Here is a 25,904-nt window from a genome sequence, read left to right on the forward strand (position 1 = left end):
AACGTTCAATCTTCGATGGCAGCCTTGCGGGAATTAATGCGACGAATCGTTTCCGGGTCGAATTTCGGACGGCGGTCATACGTGTACAGTCCATTCACTTCCTGTTCCACATCATATAGCTGGGTATAACAAAACCCGAACATCTTCGGATGGTCCAGCAGGACATTGGTTAGTCCCTCATAACGTGCAATGAAAGCTTCTTCGGATTGTGGTCTGTCCCCGTAACCCCAAGCTTTCTCATCTTGCTGATCCGGATTCCACCAGATACCGCCATACTCACTGATAAAATATGGCTGCCCTTCATACGTCTGCCGCTCTGGAAAGGTATTAAATACTTCCCCACCGCTTTTCATCGGTTCATATCTGGCCCGGAACGTATCCGGGTTCTGATCATAGTCATGCAAATCGAAGATATCCGTCACCACATGAAAGTTACCGCTGGTATCAATGACAGGACGTGTCGGGTCCATACGTTTAGTCATCTCATAGACAATGCGCAGCACGTCGTTATCCTGCCGGGTTCCATCGCGATCCCACGTTTCGTTGAACGGACACCAGCCGATAAGCGAGGGATGATTAAAGTCACGTTCCATACCTTCCATCCATTCCGGTAGGAACCGGGCAAGGCTTTCGGTCGTTGTAATATCCTGTCCCCAGTTGGCATGTTCTCCCCATACCAGGTAACCAAGCTGGTCAGCCCAATATAGGAAACGTGGCTCAAACATCTTTTCGTGCAATCTCGCTCCATTAAAGCCAAGCCCCATGGAGATCTCGATGTCCTTGCGCAGATCTTCGTCGCTAGGTGCCGTGTAGATGCCATCCGGGTAAAAGCCCTGATCTAGTACAAGCCGCTGAAAAACGGACTTCTCATTGATACGAAATGCCATGCCATCCAGCCTTACCGTCCGCAGTCCGAAATACGAGTCTACCGTATCGATGGTCTGATCCTGCCCATGCAGCTTCAACTCCAGATCATACAATTTGGCATTCCCCAGCTCCCATAAATGGATTTCGGATAATGGGACGGTAAGCTTCACAGCAGGTCCATGAACAACCGCCATTGCCGATCCAACATTCTTGCCGTCAAAGTGGGCAGTTGCAGCCAGCTCTCCTCCAGCAGCGTTACCGCATATTTTCACTTCAAGGTGCACACATGCATTATCCGGATCAGCTGCGACTTTCATGTCGGAGAGATACATCTCTGGCACTTGCTCCAGCCACACCGTTTGCCAAATGCCGGTCGTCCGCGTGTAATCGCAGCCATGTGAGTGGAATCGTTCGCTCTGCTTGCCTCGCGGCTGAAGTCCAGAACGCACATCATCTTCCGCATAAACCGTGACTATATTCGTTCCTGACGAAACATGAGATGTGATATCAAAATGGAATGGCGAATAGCCTCCCCGATGTTTGCCAACCGCTTTTCCATTGACCCAGATCTCGGCTTCGTAATCAACAGCGCCAAAATGAAGCAAAATGCGCCCATTCATCCAGGCATCCGGGATAGAGAATTCCCGTTTGTACCATACTGCTGCCATAAAATCGGTATAGGCCACCCCGGACAGTTTACTCTCTGGACAGAACGGAACAGTGATTGTCCCAGAGAGATGATGTTCGGACTGTTCATAACCTCGTTCTTTTCCACTTTTGCCATGATCCATTTCGAACTGCCAAGTTCCGTTCAGATTGATCCAATGGTTACGCACCCACTGAGGGCGAGGGTATTCCGGGCGTGGTGTTAATGTCATCTTGTCTTTATTCATACGAAAATCACTCCTATTAGCCTTTGATTGAACCGATATATAATCCTTTTACAAAGTACTTTTGCAGGAAAGGGTATACCATCAGTATTGGACCGGTGGACACAACAATGGGGCAATATTTGTTCTGTATTTGAATCAAAGTATAATTACACAATAATTAGATGTCAACGTTTTCAATCTATTTTCTTGTAATAAAATTTGTCTGGTATTATTGCTTAGATTTCCTTCAAACAGCATGGGAAAGTTAATTATCCACCGAATAACACCATTAAAATACTGTTCCAATGCGGAAAAATCCAGTTCAAGCCAAAATAATTATTACTTTCTTCGTCTAATGAGAGCATTCGTTTTCACCAAATCATTTATCTACTCCGCCATTAATTACAAAATAGTTGTAACTATACGCATACTCAGCCGCTATTCTCGAGTCTTCTGTTTTAATCTCCCGATGGAACTTGGAGCGCATGATCATCGCTGAAAGGCACACCAAAATCAGGTGTTCCATCCCTATTCCATCCAAATTTTTGAATGCGCGTTGCCCGTAAACGCATAAAATAATAATAACCATCGGAGTGCCTGTAGACCCAAGGGTCTGCGGATTGCAATGCCACCGGATTACAAAATGTACTGGTTGTCATCTCTTTTCTCTCCCTTCATATCGTGCTATTTTCTTATTATCTGGCAGAATTTGTTTGGAGACAATTGCGAAAACGCTTTTATTAAGTTGTAAAAAAAGACAACCTTCAAGCGATTTCGTCGGTCGAAAAAAACCGTCCTGGAGACGGTTTTTTCCTGTTGAAGCTTTACTGAATGCTTTGCATCCGCCATTCCAGTGGGGTAACCCCGACAGATCTGACAAAATAATCATAAAATCGGCTGGACGAAGTAAACCCTACTTCCGAAGATATCATTTCGACTGCCTTGTTGGTTTGTTGTAACATCCGTTTGGCTTCCATTAGACGAAGATTGATAATGTATTGCTTCGGAGAAACCCCCACCGATTCCGTGAATTTCTTTCGCAGATTGCTTTCTGACAGGAAATGTCGAGAGGCCAATTCACTAACCGTAATCGGCGTGTAGTAAGACGAATGGATCTCTTTCAGGACTTCCTGAACGATGCATTGAACCGTTGGATCGTTGACAGTATGAGGAGCTTCGACTGAGCAATTCCGCTGAAACAGTAGCAGTGCAGCATGTGAATGGGATTTGAATAAACCTTCACCCTGCTCCAGATGAAACAAGTTCGGTTTAAAACGCTCGATACTCACGATACATGAGGTACCGTTATTTGGCATATCTCGCATCCTGATCACCCGCATTCATCGTATACCTTACCTGCATAATAATGTTCTGTTCATGATCTCCGAACTCATTGCCAAACAGGTTCATGCCTCCCTGATGCCTAGCATCCGGATGAATTCCAATGCGTAATCTTAACTTGTGTTTATCCTCAAGATGAAGATCTGACAGGGACACATCCGAAATTTTCTCCTTGTCCAGCATGGTCATGTTGTCGTCCACACGCCATTTTTTGAGAATGCCGTATTGTGTAGAACCATCAGACCACCATGCCGGATTCAGTTTACCTCGGCGGTCGCCCAAATCTCCTGGACTAGTCCACATCCCGATCTCAGTGCCATTCACCCAAATGGAAATATCCGAGGGCCAATCATTGTTATAAGTTGCTACTTCAGAACAGATTTCCATGGACAATTCCAAAGATTCAATCGTTGCACCTTGCGGAATATCCATTGGAAGCAAATATTCCAGATAACCTTTTGCCAGCCAAATGATCTGAGCATCAATATGCTTAGGATGATAGAAGCTTGCCGGGTCGTCTTCCTTCAGAATCATCTCCTCCGTGCTCGCCATGCCGCATGTTGGCGCAACTTCACAGTCGCTGTAATGCCCTATCGGCATCTGTACTTCATAGACATTCGTATCCCGTGTGGGAAAGGAACTCACTCGATCCAGGGCGATATGAATATCATCATAATTGCGGCTGCAAACCTTCATGGCCCCACGAGAGGCTGGGAGCATCTCCGTATGTATTAAATGGGCTGCCTCCAGCACTTTAATATGGTTGGCTACCGTTGACACGGGCAGGTTAAGTGCTTCGGCAATTTCAATAATGTTTAATTTGTTGGCATTAAGAAGCTGGAGAATGTCAATCCGGGAACGAGTCGACAAGGCGTGGGTTACAGTTACCAGTTTTTCCGGGTCGTTAAAGCTGAGTTCCAGCACGTATTTGCTCTCCTTTGGAAAATATTAATTAAAATAATTCTACTGAATAACAGGAATAAACACAATGTTGCTATGCTCCATCCTGCTTTCGGAGGAATCCATCTGAGAACATTTTCCACGTAATCTTTCCTATAACGAAGGCAATGAATAGAAGTAATCTGCATTTCTTGTGAAAGGAAGAGTTATACGTGATAAGTGAACTCAATAGCTGGATCAGGCATATTGCTTCTAACTATATATTGATTATTACGGCAGCTGTTATTTTCTTCGCGATTAAGGCTGTAATCGGATTCTACACCTACAAACATTACAACAAACAATTGGACCATTTGCACCATAAAGTCGATCTACTCATCAAGGAACAGCAGCTTCTAGCTCAGCAGTTCTCCGTTCCCAACGGAAACAGAGACATGATGCACAAAGAAGACCACTTCGAGTCTTCATCGCAACCTCCTCTAATGTGATCTTCTCATTTGTCTTATGTGTGAGATGACCCTTCCCCTCTTTTAAATCAAAGGCTTACTCACTCACCGTAAGAGTCGACTACATCGTTCTGATCAGTCTTGTTTTATTTTTCCATTCTTTCCTGACAGAAAAAAGCCTTGAACGTTATAAAAGCCGTTGATCAGATGTTGTTAAACATCCAATCTACGGCTTTTGTTATTTTGACTGTATGATTTTAATCTATATCCTAATGCACAACCTTCATAGGCAAGTACGTCAGCGACTGACCTGGAGCCGAGACAGTAAGGTTGTTTTCCAAATCAAATGATTCAACCGATTCGATGAAAGGTACCCTTTCTACGAATGCTGTCAAAGCAACAATCAACTCCATTCTCGCCAGCGGAGCACCCAGACAGAAATGTGGACCATTTCCAAAGGTAAGGTGTTTTTTGTTATTGGGACGGTGAATGTTCAAGTCGAACGGATTTTCAAATATAGTTTCATCCATATTCGCCGCACTCATCCAGGAAATGACGACATCCCCTTTTTTCAATTCTACACCCAACAGATTATTATCCTTCTTAACGGTCCGGTGTCGCTTGGCGTTATGGAAGCGATAACGAAGCATCTCTTCCACAGCAAGTGGGATCAGCTCAGGGTTCTCTCGTAATTGCACATACAGGTTGGGGTCATCATAGAGAAAAGAATAAAATGTATTAGATACCATGTGACTGGTTGTTTCGATACCGGCCCCGAGCAAAAGCATTGTGGTTCGAACAATCTCATCATCGGAAAACTTCTCACCGTCTACATCCACTTTCAACAGATCTGTAATGATATCATCGCCAGGCTGAGTCCGTTTCTGAACGACAATAGGGTACAGGAATTCGTAATACTCCTGCGCTGCGACCTGCTTTTTCTTTTCCATTGCCTCTGCATTTTCTCTATTGGCGGGTTGAAACAGAATATCTACCCAACTTTTGAAGCGGTGGCTGTCCGTCAGCGGTATGCCCAACAAATCAGACATAACCATGGAAGGCAATGGTGCTGCCAGTGCTTGCACAATGTCGATTGTTGTATTCAGCTCGATATCCTCCACCAGTTGCTTCGCAATGTTCCGAATCCGTGGCTCCCAGTTTTTCAGACTGCGGGGTGTAAAAGCAGCTGAGAGCAACGAACGGCTTTTTTGATGACGTGGAGGATCTATGCTCGAAATATTCATTTTGTCCGGCGGTGTGCCTTCCTTGTTTTTAGCTCCGACTGAAATGGTAGTTCTTGAGCCTTCGGATGAAAAATATTCATGATTGCTTAGTACCTGCTTGACATCGTCATATCTGAACACATTCCATGTGTCCGTATCCTCATGATAGTAGACAGGTTTCTCTGACAACATTTTCCGAAACCAGTGAAGAGGAAAAAACTCTTCCGATCTGGACTGGAAATTGGTAATATCGTGAACACGAATCACTTCTTTGTACATCCAGTACACCGCCTCTCGAACTATTTTATCCAAAGGAAAGAGGGATTTCTTCCATGCCTCTGATAATCATCCCCAGCGCCACTTCAGTTCTTCGGCTCCCTTTGATTCCTCCTTTGTTGCACATGAATTGACAGTTCAGCGCACAACCAATTTTATACTAATCGTATATTATTTGGAATGAAACTTTCGAACTATATTCATTTTATGGAAAATTCAAGGCATATTTTTATACCGCTCGTATATTTAATGACGAGAATTAAGTTCTTAAGGGTTATGTATTTTTGGGCAAAATAAACAAGCTCAAGAAATGAAAACATCATTAATCTGGGATTACAGATAGGTAGGGATGAACATGTCTAAACCTCATACGTGGACCATATGGTTTACTATGGTATGCTTGAACACTAGACTCATTTTTTGCACATCGAGGTTTCGTTCGGGAGGGATACAGTGAATTGGATACGTCCAGTGAATAGAGGAGAATCTGTCTTTAAAGTTAAAAATAATCGCATTATCTACTTTGCAAAATTATCTATTCCACTAAATGCCCTTATCGCAGTTGGGAAAATACTTTTAGGAATCTTTACGCTCTCCTTCTTTTTATGCATTAACGCCTTTTATAATATTGGCATCGCTGTTGCCAAGTATTACGCAGCAAAAGCACATGAGGACTCGAATCTTGATGATTCCAGCCCGGAGGAAATCCTAAAAAAACAATACGCGGCATACCGATTTATAGGCAATATTGTGCTCGCTTCAAGTGCGGTGTACATCATTTATTGCAGTAAGTTATTATTTGTTACAGGCAGCAGAACGCATTATCCTCACTATGCCGCCTTCATCATTGCTGCCGTTACTTTTACCGAAATCGCAGTATCTCTTGGGGGCGCCATTATGGCGAGACGGAATAATGAACCGGTCATTGAAGCCATCAAACTGACGAACTTCTCTTCATCATTGATCTCACTTTCATTAACACAAACTGCGATCATGTCATTTTCTTACAAAGGAGATCCTACCTTTTACAATGGACTGTCCGGCATCATTTTTGGTGCTCTGGCAGCACTCATCGGGCTGTATATGATTTTACGAACTCCGACAGGAGATTAGCCCATTTATAATCTGTTGAAAAGACATCTGCGTATAGTTGAGTCTAACTAAAGCTGGATGTTTTTTTGTTATATCAAGTCATTGTAAGAATAAGCACGAATTAAAGAGAACTGTTTGGCAAGGAAATGCGGTGCATAGGGCATGTCATTACGAAGCCAGGATACAATGGTACCAATCAGAGCTGAGGAACTGTACCAGATTGCGATCTCCTTATGAATACCCGCTCGTGAAAGAGAGCTTCCCAGCTCCAAGCTTTCGATCTTGGCCGAAACGAGTGTCGTTAGTAATTTCATGAGCCTCTCCGTAAAAATGGGGGTTCGTCTGGAAGCAAGAACGACGCGATAGAATTTGGAATGATCAGCAAAGTGTTCAAGCAATTTTACAAGCACTGGCCAACCATCGTCTTTGGCAGCATCTTCAAATTGAGGAGCATATTCGTCCACAATTCGTTCAATGTGCTCGATCATCTCGTCCGCCATTTTCTCCATCATGTCTGTGATGTCACGATAATGCAGATAGAAAGTCACGCGGTTGATCGTCGCACGTTCTGCAATTCGATTGACGGATAGTTTCTCGATGTCCATTTCCTGCAACAGATCTACAAAAGCATCACGAATCAACTGTCTTGTACGAAGTATACGAGGATCTGTAGCAGACTTCTTTTCATTTTTCATGCAATATCACTCCTCAAATTTTAAAAATTACAATTTTAAATGATCAGTCGTTTATTTCTGAATTAGACGACATATTTTATTATTTCGTAAAATAAGCAACGAAAATACCCAAAATCGTAAATTGTAATCTACGGGAATATGTATATAATTCAATAAATACAATGTAAACTATACAACACGTTGTAAATTTAGTCACGTGTGGATTGAAAGGATGGAATGGATTGAGTCAGGCTAGATTAAAAGAAAGAGATGACGTAAAAAAGGGCCCCATACTGTTTGTTATGATTTTGGGTGCATTTCTTGCCACATTGAACCAAACCGTTATGAGCGTGGCAACTCCGGAGCTGATGGGGGATTTTAATATCTCAGCAGCAACAGCCCAATGGTTTACGACAGGCTACATGCTGGTGAATGGTGTACTCATTCCTATCACGGCCTATTTCATGCAACGCTTTTCGACACGGCAATTATTTCAAGCTTCGATGTTTATTTTCCTCATCGGTACGATTATATCTGCCCTTGCGAGTAATTTTGGTACACTGTTGACAGGACGTATGGTTCAAGCAGCCGGTGCTGGTATTATCATGCCATTGTTAATGCATGTCATTCTTACCTTGTTCACTCCTGAGAAAAGGGGCGCCGCGATGGGGATGGTCGGCTTTGCCATCATTTTCGCTCCAGCGATTGGGCCAACCCTTGCTGGATATATTCTTGAGAACTACACATGGCAAACGATGTTTTACGGGATGATCCCATTAACCGTTATTGTTATTGGTTTTGCGTTTGTATATCTCAAAAATGTATCGGAACGAATCAATCTCAAGTTCGACACACTCAGCGTGTTGCTGTCCACGATTGGGTTCGGCGCATTGCTGTATGGCTTCAGCCGGGCAGGAACTCTGGGATGGTCAAGCGCAGAAGTAATCATATGCATTGCAGCAGGAGTCATTGCTCTTGGACTGTTCACATGGAGACAACTCGCGTCTGCAAATCCGCTGCTCGATCTGCGGGCTTTCAAGTATAATATGTTCTCACTGACCACAATCATTAATATCGCGATCACGATGATCATGTATGCTGATATGATGTTGCTTCCTTTATACCTCCAAAATGCACGGGGTTACACTGCATTGGAGTCCGGATTATTATTGCTTCCGGGGGCGCTTGTCATGGGCTTCCTGATGCCGATTACGGGTAGATTGTTTGACCGGTTTGGCGCAAAATGGCTGGCGATTATTGGGATGGTCATTACGATTGTAACGACTATCGGGTTCATCGATCTAACCGATTCTACCAGTTATACTTACCTGGTGTTAATGTCAACAGGTCGCAGAATTGGTATGGCCTTGCTCATGATGCCTATCCAAACGGCAGGGTTGAATCAACTGCCTCCAAGACTTGGGCCACACGGTACAGCGATATCCAACACCGTGAGACAAGTGGCTGGCGCTGTGGGTACTTCATTGCTCGTAAGTGTAATGACCAGTCGCACAACGGCACATGTACAGGATATGGTGGCAACGGGTGCAGCCAAAGGTTTAACCCAGCAGCAATTGGGAATGGAATCCATGATCCAGGGAATTAATGATGCTTATGTTGTCATTATTGGCATTGCCGTTCTCGGATTGCTACTTTCCTTCTTCATCAAACGTACCAAACAAGCGACGGAGGAAGACTCCAAGCAGCCTGTAAGACAAAAAGTCTCGATGAATACAAATTAAGAGCAATATTTACATGAATTACATCATGTAGAGCCTATTGTATCTTATATAAAAAGCGGCAGATCAGGACACTAAGCTTTACGTCCAATCTGCCGCTTTTTTGTGGTGTATTACATAATATAAATGAACAATTGCCTGCCCACTTAAGTTAAGAACAGCTACGTTAACTCGTTCTCTCCATGAGGATCTGCCTGAATTGTTCGAGATACGATCTGCAGTCTTTGACAATCCTGTTTGCCTCACACTGAAGAGAAGACGATTCAAATTCCGTTTGAAACGCCTGTAGCGTTACTTCCAACATGGAGATATTGATCTCTTTCTGCTCAACTAAAACAAGCAGCCCTTTGGTCAGTTCTTTCGCTTTAATAGGTACTTCCAATTGGAGAATAGAATGACTGAATTTCTGAAGACCTGCAATCAGGTTATTTTTATCCAACACAATTTCTTTGGAATCAGGAGCAATCATCAAAAGACTTGGAAAATCAATAATATGCTCTTGTCTTTCCAGCATGGAACGAAGCAAGATTTCAATGTAGTTCAGGATTTTGGGCACAAGATGGTTCCAATCCGGTTGGTCAAGATGGAAGTTTCTCCACATGTTCGAGATTTGATGGATCATGCCAAAACCAAAAATAGCCCCTTCATAAGCAAAAGGTTTTAATTCTTTACCAAATACCTGTACCAGTCGTTCAGATAACCAATTTAACTGCATGCGAGTCAAGTTTTTCAGATCGCATTCTCCAGAGTAGAAGCCTGTCCAGAATAGCTCCACAACAAGCTTTTTTTCTGGCAAAATCATCGGCACCATAATCTGATCCACCAGTAAATCAAAATCGGAAGCATAGCTTTGGCTCTCCAAATCTTTGCGAATCATCATATCTTCCTGTACACGTTGCTCCAGAATGGCAAGAATACAATCATCCTTCGAGCCAAAGAATTTATAAAATGTTCCTTTGGACACACCTGACTCGTCTAGGATCATTTGTATGGAGGTGTTGGTCACTCCATGTTTCCCAAAGAGTACAAGCGCTGAGTCCAATAACATTTGTTTCCGCTTATTCATAAGTTCCCCCTGGATGATTTAGGTGGTTCACGTTACGATATCTAGTAACCTATTGCAAATCCACTGCAAACATCATATGTTCCTTCCAAATCCCCTTGATTTTAATATTCTGCCGGTCCGTCTCCTGAAAGCCCGCCTTGCGAAGCACTCGAATCGATCCGGCATTGTCAGGCAGCGCACCTGCCTCCACTCGTTTTATACCCGCTTCATTCATAGCAAAATCCAGTGCTAGCTGAAGGGCTTCACTCATATATCCCTTGCCATTCTGCACCTGATCGAGCACATAACCAACAATCCATTTGGTGGTGGAATCCAGTTCAAGCTCGAACAGAGAGATCTCCCCAATAAGCTCATGCGTATGGTTCAGAAAGATCCCGAAAGAGTACCGTTTCCCCTCTTCCCTCGCCTTGTTCCAACCTTCGAGAAGGGCTACTTGGCCCTCCAATGTATAGAATGTATCCGATCGTTCGCTTGCCGATATTTCTTCGAAAATAGCCCGGTTACGGAACTGCAAATCCAGTAGCCCAGCAGCGTCTTCCACGTTCAAAAATCGTAAATAGATGCGTTCTCCACGATTGTCCATCTGTATGTTCATCCTTATCTCTGGTTGTAGTAGATTGCATTCATCAGAAGTACGAGAGTTGCCGTTTATAAGCCATATCCCAGAATAAATATTCAAATTCAACACTTCTTCTGAATATGTCTTCAATGGCCTCCAGTTCCTGCTCGGTTTTATGTTCGCATAATGCATCCAGTGTATCATAGAACCATTCGAATGAGTCGCGGAATTCATCACTTGCATAATTTTCGATCCAAGTCTGATAGAAATTGCCCTCTAATGAATCTCGATATTGTTCTTTTAATCTTGTGGCATAGTCGTAATACGTCCACGCACAAGGGAAAATGACGGCGATGATTTCGGCAACCCCACCTGTTTGTGCAACACTCATCATATTCGACGTATAGGCCTTGTTGTAAAGAGAGGGTTTGACAGCATGATTTTCATCCAGCGTAATCCCAAATTCATTCATATAATTTCGATGCAAATCCATTTCTTCGTACAGAATAGCGTGTTGAATCACCGTAAAGTTCGTCATCAGTTTTTCATCTGTCGCCTTGACCGCACCCATGGCAAAAATCTTCGCATATTCAATCAGATATGTATAGTCCTGAAGAAGATAAAACTTAAACGCTTCCTGATCCAGTGTACCTTTCCCCATTTCGTGTAAAAAAGGATGGTTGTATCCATCTTCCCATACGGTTCTGGACTTATCTTTTAACGTTCTTGAAAATGACATGATCATTTCTCCTTGTATTAAAATTATAATGTCCCCGCTTCACATCCAGCTATCGCGTTCTGTCATCCAAAATGCAGACCAAAAAGCCCTTGTCCTATTTTCGGCAAGGGCAAAATAACATGAGTACATGTCATTTGCTCCCTACGTCAGTATTAACTAACAGGTTCAAAGGGTCAGGTTTTAACCTTCTCAACTGCGAACAGTCCCCCTGCAAATAGCTCAGGTTTATTACAACATGTGTTTTTCCAAATGTCAATCCATTCCTATTAATCTTCAAGTTCCCCTAAATCTTCTTGCAACTTCTTAAGTCGGGTGCGGATATCCTTAATCATACTTTGCAATTTGTTTAACTCATCTACCCATTTTTGCTCATTAGAGACGTTCGTCGCTGAAGTTGCATGATACGCCGGAGACGTCCTTAACTTGTCTAAATCCGATTCGTAACCCCTCCGCTCTTCCTCGGCTTTTGCTAATTCCTCCTCGGCGATGCCAATCTGGTGCTCCAGATAAATAATGTCTGATGAGTTACCGTGAGTTAAGCGCTGTGAATACGTCATCGTTCACCTCATTTCTGATGATCCATTACTTTTCCAAGATCATATGGCTGAATATCGATATCCAATTTCATACCCAGAGCCAATTTGGCCAGTTGACTTCCAATAAAAGGCCCCATCGTGAGACCGGACGCTCCAAGTCCATTGGCTGTGATCAAGCCCTCCCAACCAGGAACAGCACCCATTACCGGAAGAAAACCAGGTGTAAACGGACGGAAACCTACTCTTACTTCCTGAAACGTGCTATCGGCTAAACCGGGAGCCAGTTCCAATCCTTTATTCAAAATTTCCTGCATTCCGCCTACGGTTACTCTTGTATCATAGCCTTCAATATCATTTTCGTGAGTCGCCCCGATCACAATCTTCTGTTGATCAAAGGCTAACAGATATTGATCCGAAGGAGGCATGACCACAGGCCATTTCCCAGTGTCTTCTCGATCATGAACCTGCAAATGCATAATTTGCGCCTTCTGATAATGAACCTTAAAATCAATGCCCAAGGGCTTCAACAGTTCACTAGCCCAAGCGCCGGCACACACAATAACCTCGTCAGCCGATATGACTTTACCGTCAACAACCACTCCAGTTACTCGGTCCGATTCATATTGAAGTGTCGCGTCCCCATTAATCAGGACCGCTCCATTTCGCTGTGCCGATCGGATTAAGGCATCACGCAGCGCACGCCCATCAATACGCGCGGCTCCGCTGATGTAGACGGACTGAAAGCTCTCCTCCAGGAGTGGAAAACGCTCATGGGTTTCTTTTGCATCCAGACGGGTAATATCGGCAATCTCCGGTGCATCTTCTTTACGAAGGTGTGCTCGCTCCTGCATCTTGTTGATTTTGTCTACTTCCGTATGAATACTAAGAGCACCCACTTGAGCGTAACCCGTTTCCGTTTCCCCTTCACTCTTGAGTTCTTCAATCAAACCGGGATAAAAACGTGCACCAGCCTTGGCAAGCTGATACCAATCCTGATTACGGCGCTGAGATAACCAGGGACAGATGATCCCGGCAGCAGCATCCGTAGCCTGCCCTCGATCTTTCCGGTCTATAATAAGAACTTCCGCACCCCGTTTTGCCAATTGATATGCTGTGGAAGCCCCAAGAATTCCTGATCCTACGACGATGACTTTCTTCATGACTGCATCCCTTTCCTAAATCACTGTATCCATTATAGCGTATACTGTTTGGTCTGATAATGGCAAGGCATCGACATGATGATACATAATCCTAAAAGGTTTTCGATAAGTCGTTCATCGAAGTAAATAGTTCGTTTAAATTAATGTTATTTATGTAATATAATTCAAATCAGGTTTCTTTTAACTCTGTATCCGCGCCATTTACGCACACGACCTTTAACGAAATGAGGAATAACACAACGATGCCGAAACCTAGTACGGGGAATTCACTGGATACCGATATGCCGCTTATGATTACAGGTCAAAACCAGCTGACCGTAGATGAATTAATGAATTGGAACGGCCATTCACGGGATTACAGTATTGTGCAGTGTATCGGGGGAACAGGGAAAATTGCAGCCCAAAATCATGAGTTTTCGATTCGGAAAGGAACAGCTCTTATTATGTTCCCGGAGGTCACATACCGTTACGACAATCTGAGTGATTCATTGTTGTTCGATTGTTTGTCCTTTAATGGCTATTTATTGCCCCGGTTTCTGCATACCTTGCAGATCGGGGAGCTGCGCGCCTTCAAGCCGGATGGGATGCTTCATATCCTGTTGCATGAAATAACGTTGGCGCTACAGTCCCGGCACAAGGATCAGATCTGGCACGTATCCGCATTGCTATACATGCTACTGGTCAGGTTAACCATTGATGGAGATCGTTACGGTGCTTATGAACGCTCGGATGCCCGATTAAAGCTGGGTGGACTGGTTACTTTTATCAAGCAAAATTATGATCAGGATATCTCGCTCTCCATGCTGGCTCAGCAAATGGACGTCACCGAACAGCATTTGAATCGGATATTCAAAAAGGAATTCCAAATGACTCCGCTTGATTATCTGACACGGTATCGGTTATTGAAAGCCAAAGAAATGCTCGTCCATGACGCCGGAATAACGGCCCACGAGATCGCCCGGGCTGTTGGTTTCAACAGCGCCAGTTATTTTGGATCCGTATTCAAAAAATATGAAGGAATCTCCCCTATCGAGTTACGCAAGCAATACCAGAGTTAAAGGATTTCCATCGTGATCTCTGCCAGCGAGGTTAACCGCAGATCATACTTCGAGAATTCCAGATTACGCGTTACCTCGTTAGGCACAATGACACAGCGAATCCCCGCGGCTTTGGCTGCCTTCAGTCCATTCGGCGAGTCTTCGAACACAACCGCTTCGGATGCCCCGATCCCGAGACTCTCCAGGGCGAGCAGATACAATTCCGGGTCCGGTTTAACCCTCTTTACGTCCTCGGCTGTATGAATGACATCGAATAGTTCGAAAATGCCGAGTGTGCGCAAATAACCATGAACCCAATCCCGGGTAGAGCTGGAAGCAACGGCAAGTTGAATTCCCTTTTTACGGGCAGACCGGAGCAACTCATGCACGCCTGGAAGAATTGCTGCCTGTCCCAGGTATGCTTCGTATTTCTGTTCAGAGAGCAACTTGATATGATCGTGATCGATCGGTTTTTGCAGCGCTTGCTCCAGGTATAGAAAAGGATGAAATTCTTCAAACGATGTTCCTACGTTTTTCGACCAAAGCTCCAGCCCAAGTTCAAGTCCATGCTCTTTATAAATATCGCGAAAAGCATAGAACCAGGGAGTCTCCGTGTCCACAATAAGTCCATCAAAATCCAAAATAAAGGCTTTTACCATTACGCTTTTCTCCCTCCAATGATCAGCCGATTTGGCGGGAAAATGGGCTTAGAAGCGTGCAGTCACGTCCGGACGGGTAACATTCATCGATAAAAAGTGACAGGTGCATCCCGTTCCGGCTGGTGACTGTCCAACAATTCCAGCCCGGATCTCCCCCTCTATCGGCATGCCGAAATATCGAATTAATTTCCACTCCACCCCATCGGGTGAATAAAAGAATGAAATGCAGTCCTCCACTTTGCGTATGCGCAGATAAGGGTTGGTTACGGGAACTTCAACCGAATTGCAATCGTCGGATGAACCTTCCTTCGTTACTACCGACACAATGGTAGCTGCTTTTCCATCATACTCAAAACAAAGTTTGCACCAGTTTCGTTCATCCGCCATCACCATCAAACATCCGGAATCATATTGATTTTTCATGTCCACAGTTAGCTGGGTCGTCATTTCGAAATCATTAGGCACGGGCATCGACAGAAATGGCGCAGTTGCACGAATGTGCTTACCTGCTGGGTCCTGGAAAAAGTCCGTATCAGCCTGAGCTTCTACAATTAGAACGCCTTGATCGGTATAAGACCAGATCTCTGGCTCATTGATCCAGTTCATTTGGTTTCTTGTTTCTGTTGCAAATACGTTTGTCATTTCTATGCCTCCCAGGTTCATTTTCTGTATTATATATTCGTTTCATATACAGAAAACCCCTTCTCCTACATATTTTTGTAAGTACTGATCACTTGGGAGTGTTTCTGGGGATCAGGGAGGAATAACATAATGACCATGAGTACGATGTAAAGTACAAGAATGACACTGAATAACAGCACAGGATTATAGTGATACAGCAGCCCTGTCAGGTAACCTGATGGAATTGCGGTTAACGTCATGACGGTCTGCACTGCCGAGAACATATCCGCTTTTTCATGTGTACCCAATCGGTTCATAAGCAGTGAGTCCCGGTACGTTTGTAAGATGAAATTGCCTGCCGCCAGTACAATTAGAGTCAGAAATAACATGGCTATATTTCCCGCAGGGATCAACAGAAAAAGTATTGCCCCCACTGTACTCAAAATGATCGAGAAACTGACATACTTCTCTTCTGAACGCCGTTTCAGACTCGGGATAATGACCAAATACAAGAGCATAACGGTTACAGCGGTGACGACCGGGATAAATGAAATAATCTGATCATTGAATTTTAATTGTTCCTTGAAAAAAATCACCTGAAAAAAGTTCAGCTGCAGGATCAGATTGGAAAGCACCGTGATGAGAATAATCGGTAAAAGTCTCCGTTTGTGGAATGATTTGCCGAAAAGTCGCATACTGGAAGCCAGACTCTGGATCACCCGGGTCTGGCTATGCATTCCCATAAGTTCCTTCCCTACTGCGGTCTCATCCGTATATCGGTTGCGAATGAAGAACATGACGGTCATGAGGATGCCACCGACAAAATAAATACTGGCTAGTGTTGGCACAATGCCAACATCAGCAATCACTACCCCGGCGATCGGTGTCAGTACTCCAGCACCAGTAATGATCATGTTGAGAATGGCGAATACCTTGGATCGTTTATGTTCCTCAACATCCTCAATAATTAGACAGTTGAAGGAAACCGTCACAAATTTGGAGGTTGCATTCAGCAGGTAAGCAATCAGAAACAACCAAAAATTCTGGGAGAAAGCCCAGATGAACATGGGAACACTCCAGGCAATCAAATCAAAAATCAGTGTTGTTCGCTTGCGACCAAGCTTATTCGTGATTGAACCGGCAAATAACTGAAATATAAAGGCAAAATAAAGATTCACCGAATTGATCAAACCAATTTCAATATCCGAAAGTCCGGCTTCCTTCATATATAAGGGAGCATAAAAAAGAACAATCGTGCCCGGAATGGCCCATACAGGTTCAAGTAAGATGGAGTACCGCGGATTTCTCGGCAAATCCTGTAGCAGCTTCAATCGATATCTCCCCCTTTTTTGCGGTGGTTTTCACCGCTGCGAACTCCTTCTTTTCGCAGCGGCAAACCCGACAATGTCTACATACTTACAAGATTAGAGCTGTTTTAACCGAATTCATGGGCAATTTCTCTCCGCTACGCAGATGATACCCAATTGTCCCATTGAATGCCTGTTCATAATCACTCAGCAGTTCCTTGGAGGTAACCATTTGCTCCAGTTCCGGAATACTTTGTGCAAATTTCAATGCTGTACTGATCATCGAGTGATTAGCTACCGCACCAATGATACTAATACCATCATTAATTACGGCAGTTGATTTGAACGTCACCTCATAGCTGTCGTCATAACCCATAGGAATGATCTTGCCGCCTTTGGCAATCATCTCAAATCCCACATGAAGCTGGTTACCAACCGCGTCCACTACAATATCAAACTTCTTGTTATTATTGATCTCGTATACTTTATCCAGTGTCAGATCCTGAGGATAGAACACATGATCCGCGATCTCTGAAGCGAACTCTTTGCGGAATGGATCAACTTCCGTTCCTACAGTAAGCCTTGCCAATCGTTTGCTCACAAGCTGACACAGAGAACCGATTGCACCAGAACCGAGGACCAGTACAGAGTCACTTGGCTTAGTCCCTGCTTTCATGAACGTCTGAAGTACACATCCCAGTGGTTCGATCATCATAGCGGTTTCCCAGCTCATGGAATCCGGGATGGCATAGATATACTTCTCATCCCCTACGTAATATTCTGCAAATGTACCGTGCGTCGTCATCCCTACTTGATAGTCATCAAAATTCTCGCAATAGATGAAAAGACCTTCACGGCAATAGGAGCAGGTACCGCAAGATTGCGTGGGATCAACCAATACCCGATCACCTATCTTGAAGCCACGAACTTCGTCGCCCACCTCAACCACTGTACCTACACCTTCATGACCAATAATCGTTCCTTTATTCGCCGGCACTTTGCCTTTGACAATATTCAGGTCTGTACCGCAGATGCCTGAACCATAGATTTTAATTTTTACTTGGTTTGGCTTTTGTATGGTTGGCTCATCAATATCCTGGTAAGTCACCTGTTTAAGATCCTGATATACGAGTGCTTTCATTGAATATTCCTCCTAGTCGATGTTCTTATTTGAATAAAATTTTAAACGTTTTCGTAAATCTCAATTCGAAAGGTGTTCCTGTTTCAGCATTTCTTTCCAGTCGGAAAGTGTCTGCAAGAGAGCTTCCTCCACCCATAATAATTCATCCCGGGTATGAGCATCTGAAAAAATAAAGTACCCTTTGGTAAAAATTCCGAAGTGGGCCATTCTTTTGACCATAAACTCACGGAACGGATCGGTATGAAAGTTTTCCTCCGAAATAGAGCTAATGGAGAAGCTCGCATAGGTACCCTTCAACACCAATTGATCGGTTAATCCAAGAAGTACGAGTTCAGCTTCAATCAGATCCATAATTCGAATGGTGGCCTCGCGCCAGGTAGGCCATACTTTAGCGCTTTTCATCAATCGCTCACATGCAATCGCTGCCGCAAGCGCAGTGGTCTCGCTGGAATGCGCATTGCTGAATCTGACCTGTCCTGATAATGACATCAGATGTTCTGGTCCCATTACGGCTGCGAGTGGCAGTCCATTTGCCATACCTTTGGAAATACAAAGCAGATCCGGCCAGATGTCATACTCCCCAGCTGTAGCTTGCTTGCCCATTCGAATGCCGGAGGTGACTTCATCAAATATGACAATGATATCTAAGGACCTACATAGGGATACAACTTGCGCCAACGGCTCACGTTTCCATTCATTTGGACAAAGGACAATGCAGGCGATATCCTCGGGAGAGGATTGGATTTGGGCCTCGATACGCTCTGGTGAGGGCTTATCTATCCAGATTGTTGTGCGTTCGATATCCACGGGGATACCTCGTTCTTTCGTTTCGCGGCCATAGTATCCATACGCAGACCAGTCATGCCAGCCATGATAGGCCGTCGCGATGACCCTGCTTTTTCCACTTCCCGCACGAGCCAGACGTACGGCTCCACTGACTGCATCGGCGCCGCTTTTGGTGAAACGTAATGAGGGGTAGCGGCCTTCAAATCGTTCCAAAATCAGTTCAGCGCATTCAAGTTCAATGTCAGCAGGAATAGAATAACTTGTCCCTTTTTTCAGCTGATGGATGACGGTTAGTTGAACTTCATGCCGTGCATGTCCCCATGGCGCCGTACCCATGGCCATTTCACAATCCAGCCATTCATTTCCATCGATATCTATAAAACGGGAATTGCGTGCCTCTGCGCAGCATACGGGTGTATATCCCGGAAATAATCGTTCTGGTGCTTTGGCTAACGTACTGCATCCGCTCGGAATAACCTTTTCGACATGTTCCAACCACTCCAGATTCCGTGTAAACCTTACGGCACGATCCAGCGTGCTCTCTTTTGATTTCACCTTTGGTTCCTCCCTGTTTACTTGGTTTGTGAGTTAACGAACTTTGGAGCCTGGCCAGCAGCCATCATATATGCGATCCATGGTAATAACATTGCCATACAGATCAATAATCAGATCTTTAGCCCGATGAGCATGTCTCATCTCGATCCAGTAACGGTTCTCCAGCAACCGGGCGAAATTGTCCACCAGAAACAATAATCGGTTCTCGCTATGAATCAGCTCCTTGCCCAGAACCTGCGGTAGCCAGATGGCTCCATTAGAGTTAAAGCGGTTGGAATAGTCACGTACCTCAGCAACAGGCGCAATATCAGCTTCCTCCAGCTTGGTCCAGAACGTATCCGCGTCACTGCGTACTTCTGCAAGATCAATGCCAACGATCGGCAGATGCTGATATTCACTCTGGCTACCCAGCTGTTCTTTCAGATGACCGAATACGAATGGCCAAACATCGGCCTCAATTTCCCCACCCCACTTTTTCCAGAAACGTGCAAGATTGTTTTTCCGGTTAAAGTTGCGATGAATGCCACTGCTCCGTTCCCAGTGATAGGCGAGAATATTCGGATTAATGACCGTATCATATCCGGCTGCCCGTGCTCGCATCTGATAATCAAAATCCTCATATCCGTTAAAGAACTTCTCATCCAGCTCGCCTACCGTTTCATACACTTCTCTCTTCATGCCGAACATGGCGAATACAACAAGCTGAACTGAAAATGTTTCCTTCGGAATGTCTTCAGGCGAAGCGTTCAGAAATAAGTGGCGGCCAATTGTATCGGCAAATGCAATACCACAATGCTGCACACCTCCCGTTTGCGGATAGAGCAGAACACCGCCAATCATACCAATCGTAATGTCGCTGTCCATCGTCTCTTTCATCATTGATTGCCAGTTCGGTTGAAGGATTGTATCGGAATCCAGGAAGAAAATATAATCCCCCTCTGCTCGCCGAAGCGCGCTATTGATTGATACAGCACAACCGAGTGGAAAATCATGCTGAAGAATTTCAATCGTTACACCTTCTCTAACCTCATGTTTCAGTTTCTCCAAATGCTGTAAAACAGCGGAACCGGAACCATCGTTGATAAAAATGATTTGAGTGGACGGGCTTACTGTCCGTAGCAATGAGTCCGTGAAAAGGTTCAAAATGTTATAGTCCTGGTTAACTGGCACAATAATGGTGTAAAGCATGGAATCCCTCCTGTTGGATATGATGGAATGAGTGCTAAAGCGAGTTGAAACGGTATCGCGTTCAGTGCAGATTATCGACCTCCTTGTCGCAAATTCACTGTCTTAATTTGGTAATGATTTGAATCTACTAGAAATTTATATCATTTTTTGTAAGTTTGAAATCTTAAATTCTGAACTCTGTTAAAATATGAATATGTACTGAAAAGAAAATATGCACCTTTCAATTAGCGCCCATAGCTATCTCTCCACGCAAAAAAAACACCTCCACAGTGAGTCTCGTATCCAATGACACGACTGACTCCACAATGGGGTGTTATATTGCATTATTGTATGTGGTTATAAGGTAGAGCCTACTTATCTGGCCCTAAAGCCATGATAGAACGTATCCACAACCAGAGAAGCTGCTGATTTACGCGCAATATCACCACTTACAACCTGCTGCCACGTCAGAAACAGGATAGAATACAGCACATCTACAATCCAGTTTTTATTGACATCCTGACGAAAATAATTCTTTTGCTGCAACAAGCTGACCGCATGCAGTATAGGCTCTCTCAGCTTCAAATCTGCTCCCTCAATCTCAGGATTATAATGTATAGCTGCGTCATGAGTAAGGAAAAATATTTTATCCCCTAACGGAATAAGCACTTCAATCAGCTGTGGAATATATGTTTCACAGTTTTCCTCATCCAGCTGAATGTTTTGCATGGCCTCACTGACCACCTCAATCGCACGCAAGCCCAGATAAACCATTAATTGTTCGCGACTCTCCACGTAACGATGAAGGGTCGCAATGCCGATTTTTGCAGAGTCTGCGATATCATTCATGGATGCATTGGGCTTTTCAATCAGCAGTTTGGTTGCTTCGTCCAGGATGGAATTAAGTCTCGTTTGCTTCATCGATGTCATTTCTTTTTTCAACGGGTTTACACCTCTTGGGGAGTTTATTCTATAAATTGATTCAATGATCCATCATTTGATTAGTTGTGACTATAAAATTATAGCATAGTTGCTCATAATTCCGATGTCTGAACACTAACAAGCATCACCTATGATTGGTTATGTATTGCAAAGATAGATGTGATGATTAAAAGCCGCCAAGCGGCGGCTCTTAGAATTTATATCTTTTTTCTTTCCCTGTTGCTTATAGCTCGATAATTCTTGTTGCAATATTTGCGCAAAAATCACTGTCATGCTCTACAAACAGAAGGGTTGGGGAGTACTCCAGCAGCAAGTCTTCAATTTGCATGCGAGAGATGACATCTACAAAATTGAGAGGTTCATCCCAAATGTGCAAATGAGCTTGCTCACTGAGACTTTTAGCAATCAGCACTTTCTTTTTTTTGGCCAGCGCTATACGTTGAGATATTCTTCTCCAATTGCAACCTAGAAAAATCCAGCTTTCTTAGGATGGATTTAAACAGGCTTTCATCGATTCTCTGCGTGACAGCATAGTCAGATAAATGGCCGCCGAGATTCGAAGTGTCCTGCGACACATACGAGATTTTAAGCTGGTGATCCTTTCGAAAATAACCTGCATAAGGGATATTCTCATCACAAATCAGTTTAAGGATGCTTGATTTCCCCGATCCGTTTTTACCATAAAGCGCAATACGATCCCCTTGTTCAACTGTGAAATTCACGTCCTTACATACCATATTGGAGCCGTATGCAATCGACACATGTTCCAATTCGACAAGTTCTTTTTTGTGAAAATCCAGTTGATGAATCTGTAGACGTTCTGCACTCTCAATATTTTTCAGAAGTTTGGACTTCTCATGAATGGCGGATTGCTGTCTCTGCTCGATATTTTTGGAACGTTTCATCATTTTGGCAGCCTTGTGTCCAATATAGCCTTTATCCACCTTAGAACCGGAATTTCTCGTACCATTTTTGGTTCTTTCCACTTCATGCGACCATCCACCCGTCCGTTTGGCAGAATCGGATAAACGCTTGATGTCCTTTATTAATTTTTCATTATTTGCAAGTTCAAACTGATCTTGCCTTTGTTTATTTTCCCACCAAGCGGAGAAGTTCCCTTTCTGAATCTCGATGTTATTTTTATTAATGGACAGGATGTGGTCTACGCTGTTATCCAAAAAGGATCGATCATGTGACACCAGAATAAATCCACTTTTGCTGCGAAGATAATTACTAACGAGTTTTCTGGCATGAATATCGAGATGATTGGTAGGTTCATCAATGAGCAAAAATCGATTATCCTTCAGAAACAAGGCAGCCAGCATCACCTTCGTTTGTTCTCCGTTAGACAAGGAATCGAAAGGCCGATACAGGATATCTTCCGAAACTTTTAACAGGTTAAGCTCACGCACAAGCTGCCATTGTAAATATTCAGGATAAGCATCTTCAATGATATCGAGGGTCATAGCTCCTTTATTCTCAACCTGAAAAGGAAAGTACTCAAAGCTGACATTCGCAGAAATAGTTCCGCTGTATTCATATTTACCAAGCAGCAGTTGGAGGAATGTCGTTTTACCTCTGCCGTTCCTTCCGGTAAAGCCCAATTTCCAATCCGAGTCCAGCTGAAAACTCACATTTTCAAATATATTATCGTAACTGCCATCATAGGCAAAGGTTAGGTTGGTAACGTTGATTAAAGACATAAAGATCATCCTTTTTATGTGAAATATAAAAGTTAACCGACGGGGTATTTACCACGACATGGTCCCTCACTTTATATTTGAACATAATCAGAATTTCAGTCCGCCCTTGAATGAATGACACATTCCTTCTGTCATAGTGATTAGAATATCCTCAAATGAAAAAACGCAAAAAAGCCCCCATTCACCGGTGCTTTTTTGCGTTACATCAACCTGACTATACGATAAAGAAACCTGGCGTCCAAAAATTTAACGCCAAGATGATCTATGCATAGGAGGATAAAGTGCCGGATTCTGATTAGTTATGTTGTGAACCATGTCAGTGTTCATGTTCGTTGACAGGTTCACATAAACATCTACAACCTCTAATTCAGTCATCGCTCTATCCCCCTTTAAAAGCTCCACAATTTAATATCAGAAACTTAACATGGAATACAGCCATGGGTCAAGGCGAGAAATCATGTCGATCCTTTTAAACTCCATCTTACACCCGACCCTCATGGATTTATAGTCACCATGCGCTGTATTCAATTTATTTCAATTATTAAACGGCCGCATACAGCGGTTTGTACACTGGATGCCACATGGCAGCTTTTACCGCCTCTTCAACGTCTTTCAGCTCTACACGCGCAACGCCATCTTCCACTGCCGCCTTAGCGACTGCCACTGCAACTTTGTACGAAACAGCATGCAGCTCTTTCACTCTTGGCAGAAGTGGAGCACCTGGAGCAGAGGAGTCTACCGAATTAGCTACGGCTACTGCAGCTGCGGTGAACATGTTTTTGGTGAACTTTGATGCTTTTGCAACAATCGCTCCCAGGCCCAAACCAGGGAACACAAAAGCATTATTGGATTGACCAATTTCATATAAAGTGTCATTAAACATGACAGATTCAAATGGACTACCTGTTGCAATCAATGCTTTGCCATCCGTCCATTCAATCAGACTTCTTGGTGCTGCTTCGGCAAGTGAGGTCGGGTTGGACATTGGCATAATGATTGGACGTTCCACATGCTTCGCCATTTCTTTGATAACTTGTTCATTAAAGGCACCTGTTACACCAGAAGTGCCGATCAGAATCGTTGGTTTGATCTGTTTCACAGCTTCCAGCAAGCTGACCTGCCCTTGCTCATTCAATGCCCAATCTTCCACTTCCGCAGCTTTGCGCACATATGGTTTCTGGAATTCAAATAGGCCTTCCGTCTCATCAGTAAGGATTCCACGGTAATCGAAAGCCCAGAACCGGTTCTCCGCTTCCTCCCTCTCAAGTCCTTCTTCCATCATGGCGTCAAGAATCTGATCCGCGTTACCAATACCAGCGGCCCCTGGACCAAATACAAGGATACGATGCTCACGAAGAGGCACACCCGTCACTTGAACTCCGGACATAATCGCCGCAAGTGTAACCGCACCCGTTCCCTGAATATCATCATTAAACGTAAGCAGTTCTTCCCCGTATTTCTGTATAATATTTCTGGCATTCACGCTGCCCAGGTCTTCCCAGTGAAGCAGGATATCCGGGAACCACTTTGTTGTTTCTTTCACAAAGGCTTCGATAAATTGATCATATTTTTCCCCGCGAATCCGTTCATGACGGTTGCCCACATACAATGGATCATTCAGCAATTTGGGATTATTGGTTCCGACGTCCAGCACAACAGGTAATACGCGGCTTGGATCAACGCCTACGGCTGCTGTGTATACCGCGAGTTTACCAATGGCAATTTTAATGCCGCCAACGCCCCAGTCTCCGATGCCCAGAATACTTTCCGAGTCGGTCACCACAATCAAATCCACATCTCCAGCTTGTAATCCACTGTTGCGGAAAGCTTCCTCCAGCCCGTCCATATCATTAATGGATAAATATAGACCACCCGGTCTGTGGTACTGATGGCTATATTCCTGAATAGCTTGTCCGACCGTAGGTGTGTACACAATCGGCAGCATTTCACTAAGGTGATCCTTCATTAGACGGTAGAATAGTACAATATTTCGGTTGAACAAATCACTAAGCATGATGCTTTTCCGCAAATTATCCGATTCATTCTGCAATTGCTGATATACTCGAGTCACTTGTTCTTCAATATTTAAAACCATCGGTGGCAAGATGCCATTCAGGTTAAGCTCTCTTCTTTCTTCTTCGTTAAAGGCAGTACCCTTGTTCAACATGGGATTGGACAGAACATCCTTACCTTTCAAAGAGGTTTTTAAGTTTCCATTGGAATCTACAAAAAATGAGTTCATTTACTGATTGCCTTCTTTCATGATGTCTCTTGACGTTACGTCTTTTTAATATATTTTTAACACTTAATAACTTTTAGTTAGTTATTGTTCTTCCGATGACAATTATAAAATATTTTCTATGGTATGTAAACGAACTCATGAAACTTTCATGAATGAAATTCAATTTCATTTCGATAAATAAAATTTATCACTTTGTCATTTTTCAACAAATTCATTTTATAATCAGATTATCGTAGAATACAAAAAAAGCCACG

Annotated in this window: 23 protein-coding genes, 2 pseudogenes and 1 riboswitch; of the genes and pseudogenes, 4 read left to right on the forward strand and 21 right to left on the reverse strand. The window is 43.7% G+C overall.

Annotation, left to right across the window (positions count from 1 at the left end; all coding sequences use genetic code 11):
• Positions 1-5: 5 nt before the first annotated feature.
• The 5 genes and pseudogenes from A6049_RS13730 to A6049_RS13745 all read right to left on the reverse strand — a co-directional run bounded on the left by A6049_RS13730 (position 6) and on the right by A6049_RS13745 (position 4,004).
• Positions 6-1,760, reverse strand: coding sequence for a glycoside hydrolase family 2 protein (locus A6049_RS13730; protein WP_063565179.1), 1,755 nt, complete (start codon positions 1,758-1,760; stop codon positions 6-8).
• A 16-nt stretch (positions 1,761-1,776) separates the two neighbouring features.
• Positions 1,777-1,881 (reverse strand): annotated as a pseudogene (locus A6049_RS34050) (carbohydrate ABC transporter permease); the annotation flags it as partial.
• A gap of 316 nt (positions 1,882-2,197) precedes the next feature.
• Positions 2,198-2,398, reverse strand: a complete 201-nt coding sequence (locus tag A6049_RS34055; RefSeq protein ID WP_063565180.1) for a hypothetical protein — start codon at positions 2,396-2,398, stop codon at positions 2,198-2,200.
• A gap of 165 nt (positions 2,399-2,563) precedes the next feature.
• On the reverse strand, positions 2,564-3,055 hold the full coding sequence (locus A6049_RS13740; RefSeq protein WP_063565181.1) for a helix-turn-helix transcriptional regulator: 492 nt from the start codon (positions 3,053-3,055) through the stop codon (positions 2,564-2,566).
• A complete protein-coding gene (locus A6049_RS13745; RefSeq protein ID WP_063565182.1) occupies positions 3,045-4,004 on the reverse strand; it encodes an ArsR/SmtB family transcription factor in 960 nt (319 codons plus the stop codon). Before A6049_RS13745 ends, A6049_RS13740 begins: the two co-directional genes overlap by 11 nt.
• Before the next feature lie 188 nt (positions 4,005-4,192).
• On the opposite strand from A6049_RS13745, the gene A6049_RS13750 reads away from it, so the two are divergent.
• The gene (locus tag A6049_RS13750) at positions 4,193-4,468 is read left to right on the forward strand and encodes a hypothetical protein (protein WP_063565183.1); all 276 of its coding nucleotides are present in this window, start codon (positions 4,193-4,195) and stop codon (positions 4,466-4,468) included.
• 227 nt (positions 4,469-4,695) lie between these two features.
• Here the strand turns inward: A6049_RS13750 and A6049_RS13755 are convergent, their stop codons facing one another.
• Entirely contained in the window at positions 4,696-5,928 is a 1,233-nt protein-coding gene (locus A6049_RS13755) for a cytochrome P450 (protein ID WP_063565184.1), read from the reverse strand.
• A 450-nt stretch (positions 5,929-6,378) separates the two neighbouring features.
• On the opposite strand from A6049_RS13755, the gene A6049_RS13760 reads away from it, so the two are divergent.
• On the forward strand, positions 6,379-7,038 hold the full coding sequence (locus A6049_RS13760) for a hypothetical protein (protein WP_063565185.1): 660 nt from the start codon (positions 6,379-6,381) through the stop codon (positions 7,036-7,038).
• A gap of 68 nt (positions 7,039-7,106) precedes the next feature.
• Here the strand turns inward: A6049_RS13760 and A6049_RS13765 are convergent, their stop codons facing one another.
• Entirely contained in the window at positions 7,107-7,712 is a 606-nt protein-coding gene (locus tag A6049_RS13765; RefSeq protein WP_063565186.1) for a TetR/AcrR family transcriptional regulator, read from the reverse strand.
• 281 nt (positions 7,713-7,993) lie between these two features.
• On the opposite strand from A6049_RS13765, the gene A6049_RS13770 reads away from it, so the two are divergent.
• On the forward strand, positions 7,994-9,433 hold the full coding sequence (locus tag A6049_RS13770) for a DHA2 family efflux MFS transporter permease subunit (protein WP_063565244.1): 1,440 nt from the start codon (positions 7,994-7,996) through the stop codon (positions 9,431-9,433).
• Positions 9,434-9,596: 163 nt separating this feature from the next.
• Here the strand turns inward: A6049_RS13770 and A6049_RS13775 are convergent, their stop codons facing one another.
• The 5 genes from A6049_RS13775 to A6049_RS13795 all read right to left on the reverse strand — a co-directional run bounded on the left by A6049_RS13775 (position 9,597) and on the right by A6049_RS13795 (position 13,490).
• Complete coding sequence (locus A6049_RS13775) at positions 9,597-10,496, reverse strand: TetR/AcrR family transcriptional regulator (protein ID WP_063565187.1); 900 nt, start codon at positions 10,494-10,496, stop codon at positions 9,597-9,599.
• Between the two features lie 49 nt (positions 10,497-10,545).
• A complete protein-coding gene (locus A6049_RS13780) occupies positions 10,546-11,079 on the reverse strand; it encodes a GNAT family N-acetyltransferase (protein WP_063565188.1) in 534 nt (177 codons plus the stop codon).
• A gap of 43 nt (positions 11,080-11,122) precedes the next feature.
• Complete coding sequence (gene tenA, locus A6049_RS13785; protein WP_063565189.1) at positions 11,123-11,794, reverse strand: thiaminase II; 672 nt, start codon at positions 11,792-11,794, stop codon at positions 11,123-11,125.
• A gap of 121 nt (positions 11,795-11,915) precedes the next feature.
• Positions 11,916-12,014: riboswitch (TPP riboswitch) on the reverse strand.
• 46 nt (positions 12,015-12,060) lie between these two features.
• Positions 12,061-12,351 carry a hypothetical protein gene (locus tag A6049_RS13790; RefSeq protein WP_063565190.1) on the reverse strand — a complete coding sequence of 97 codons (291 nt, stop codon included), beginning with the start codon at positions 12,349-12,351 and terminating at the stop codon, positions 12,061-12,063.
• A gap of 8 nt (positions 12,352-12,359) precedes the next feature.
• The gene (locus A6049_RS13795) at positions 12,360-13,490 is read right to left on the reverse strand and encodes an NAD(P)/FAD-dependent oxidoreductase (RefSeq protein ID WP_063565191.1); all 1,131 of its coding nucleotides are present in this window, start codon (positions 13,488-13,490) and stop codon (positions 12,360-12,362) included.
• Positions 13,491-13,732: 242 nt separating this feature from the next.
• Here A6049_RS13795 and A6049_RS13800 point away from each other — a divergent pair, with 242 nt between their 5' ends.
• Positions 13,733-14,548 carry an AraC family transcriptional regulator gene (locus tag A6049_RS13800; RefSeq protein WP_063565192.1) on the forward strand — a complete coding sequence of 272 codons (816 nt, stop codon included), beginning with the start codon at positions 13,733-13,735 and terminating at the stop codon, positions 14,546-14,548.
• Here A6049_RS13800 and A6049_RS13805 read toward each other — a convergent pair.
• The 9 genes and pseudogenes from A6049_RS13805 to A6049_RS13845 all read right to left on the reverse strand — a co-directional run bounded on the left by A6049_RS13805 (position 14,545) and on the right by A6049_RS13845 (position 25,650).
• Positions 14,545-15,186: an HAD family hydrolase gene (locus A6049_RS13805; protein ID WP_063565193.1), complete on the reverse strand. Its 642-nt coding sequence runs from the start codon at positions 15,184-15,186 to the stop codon at positions 14,545-14,547. The genes A6049_RS13800 and A6049_RS13805 overlap by 4 nt on opposite strands.
• A gap of 48 nt (positions 15,187-15,234) precedes the next feature.
• Complete coding sequence (locus tag A6049_RS13810; protein WP_063565194.1) at positions 15,235-15,828, reverse strand: DUF1349 domain-containing protein; 594 nt, start codon at positions 15,826-15,828, stop codon at positions 15,235-15,237.
• Positions 15,829-15,893: 65 nt separating this feature from the next.
• Entirely contained in the window at positions 15,894-17,138 is a 1,245-nt protein-coding gene (locus A6049_RS13815) for an MFS transporter (protein ID WP_063565195.1), read from the reverse strand.
• An 85-nt stretch (positions 17,139-17,223) separates the two neighbouring features.
• Positions 17,224-18,255, reverse strand: a complete 1,032-nt coding sequence (locus A6049_RS13820) for a zinc-dependent alcohol dehydrogenase (RefSeq protein WP_063565196.1) — start codon at positions 18,253-18,255, stop codon at positions 17,224-17,226.
• Between the two features lie 60 nt (positions 18,256-18,315).
• Positions 18,316-19,596: an aminotransferase class III-fold pyridoxal phosphate-dependent enzyme gene (locus A6049_RS13825; protein WP_063565197.1), complete on the reverse strand. Its 1,281-nt coding sequence runs from the start codon at positions 19,594-19,596 to the stop codon at positions 18,316-18,318.
• A gap of 33 nt (positions 19,597-19,629) precedes the next feature.
• On the reverse strand, positions 19,630-20,784 hold the full coding sequence (locus A6049_RS13830) for a glycosyltransferase family 2 protein (RefSeq protein WP_063565198.1): 1,155 nt from the start codon (positions 20,782-20,784) through the stop codon (positions 19,630-19,632).
• A 354-nt stretch (positions 20,785-21,138) separates the two neighbouring features.
• Positions 21,139-21,705, reverse strand: coding sequence for a TetR/AcrR family transcriptional regulator (locus A6049_RS13835; protein WP_063565199.1), 567 nt, complete (start codon positions 21,703-21,705; stop codon positions 21,139-21,141).
• A 223-nt stretch (positions 21,706-21,928) separates the two neighbouring features.
• A pseudogene (locus tag A6049_RS13840) lies at positions 21,929-23,408 on the reverse strand (Lsa family ABC-F type ribosomal protection protein).
• 541 nt (positions 23,409-23,949) lie between these two features.
• Positions 23,950-25,650: an NAD-dependent malic enzyme gene (locus A6049_RS13845; protein ID WP_063565200.1), complete on the reverse strand. Its 1,701-nt coding sequence runs from the start codon at positions 25,648-25,650 to the stop codon at positions 23,950-23,952.
• Positions 25,651-25,904 lie beyond the last annotated feature (254 nt).

Origin of the sequence: Paenibacillus sp. O199, assembly GCF_001636635.1 — a bacterium.
GTDB classification, from domain to species: Bacteria; Bacillota; Bacilli; order Paenibacillales; family Paenibacillaceae; genus Paenibacillus; species Paenibacillus marchantiae.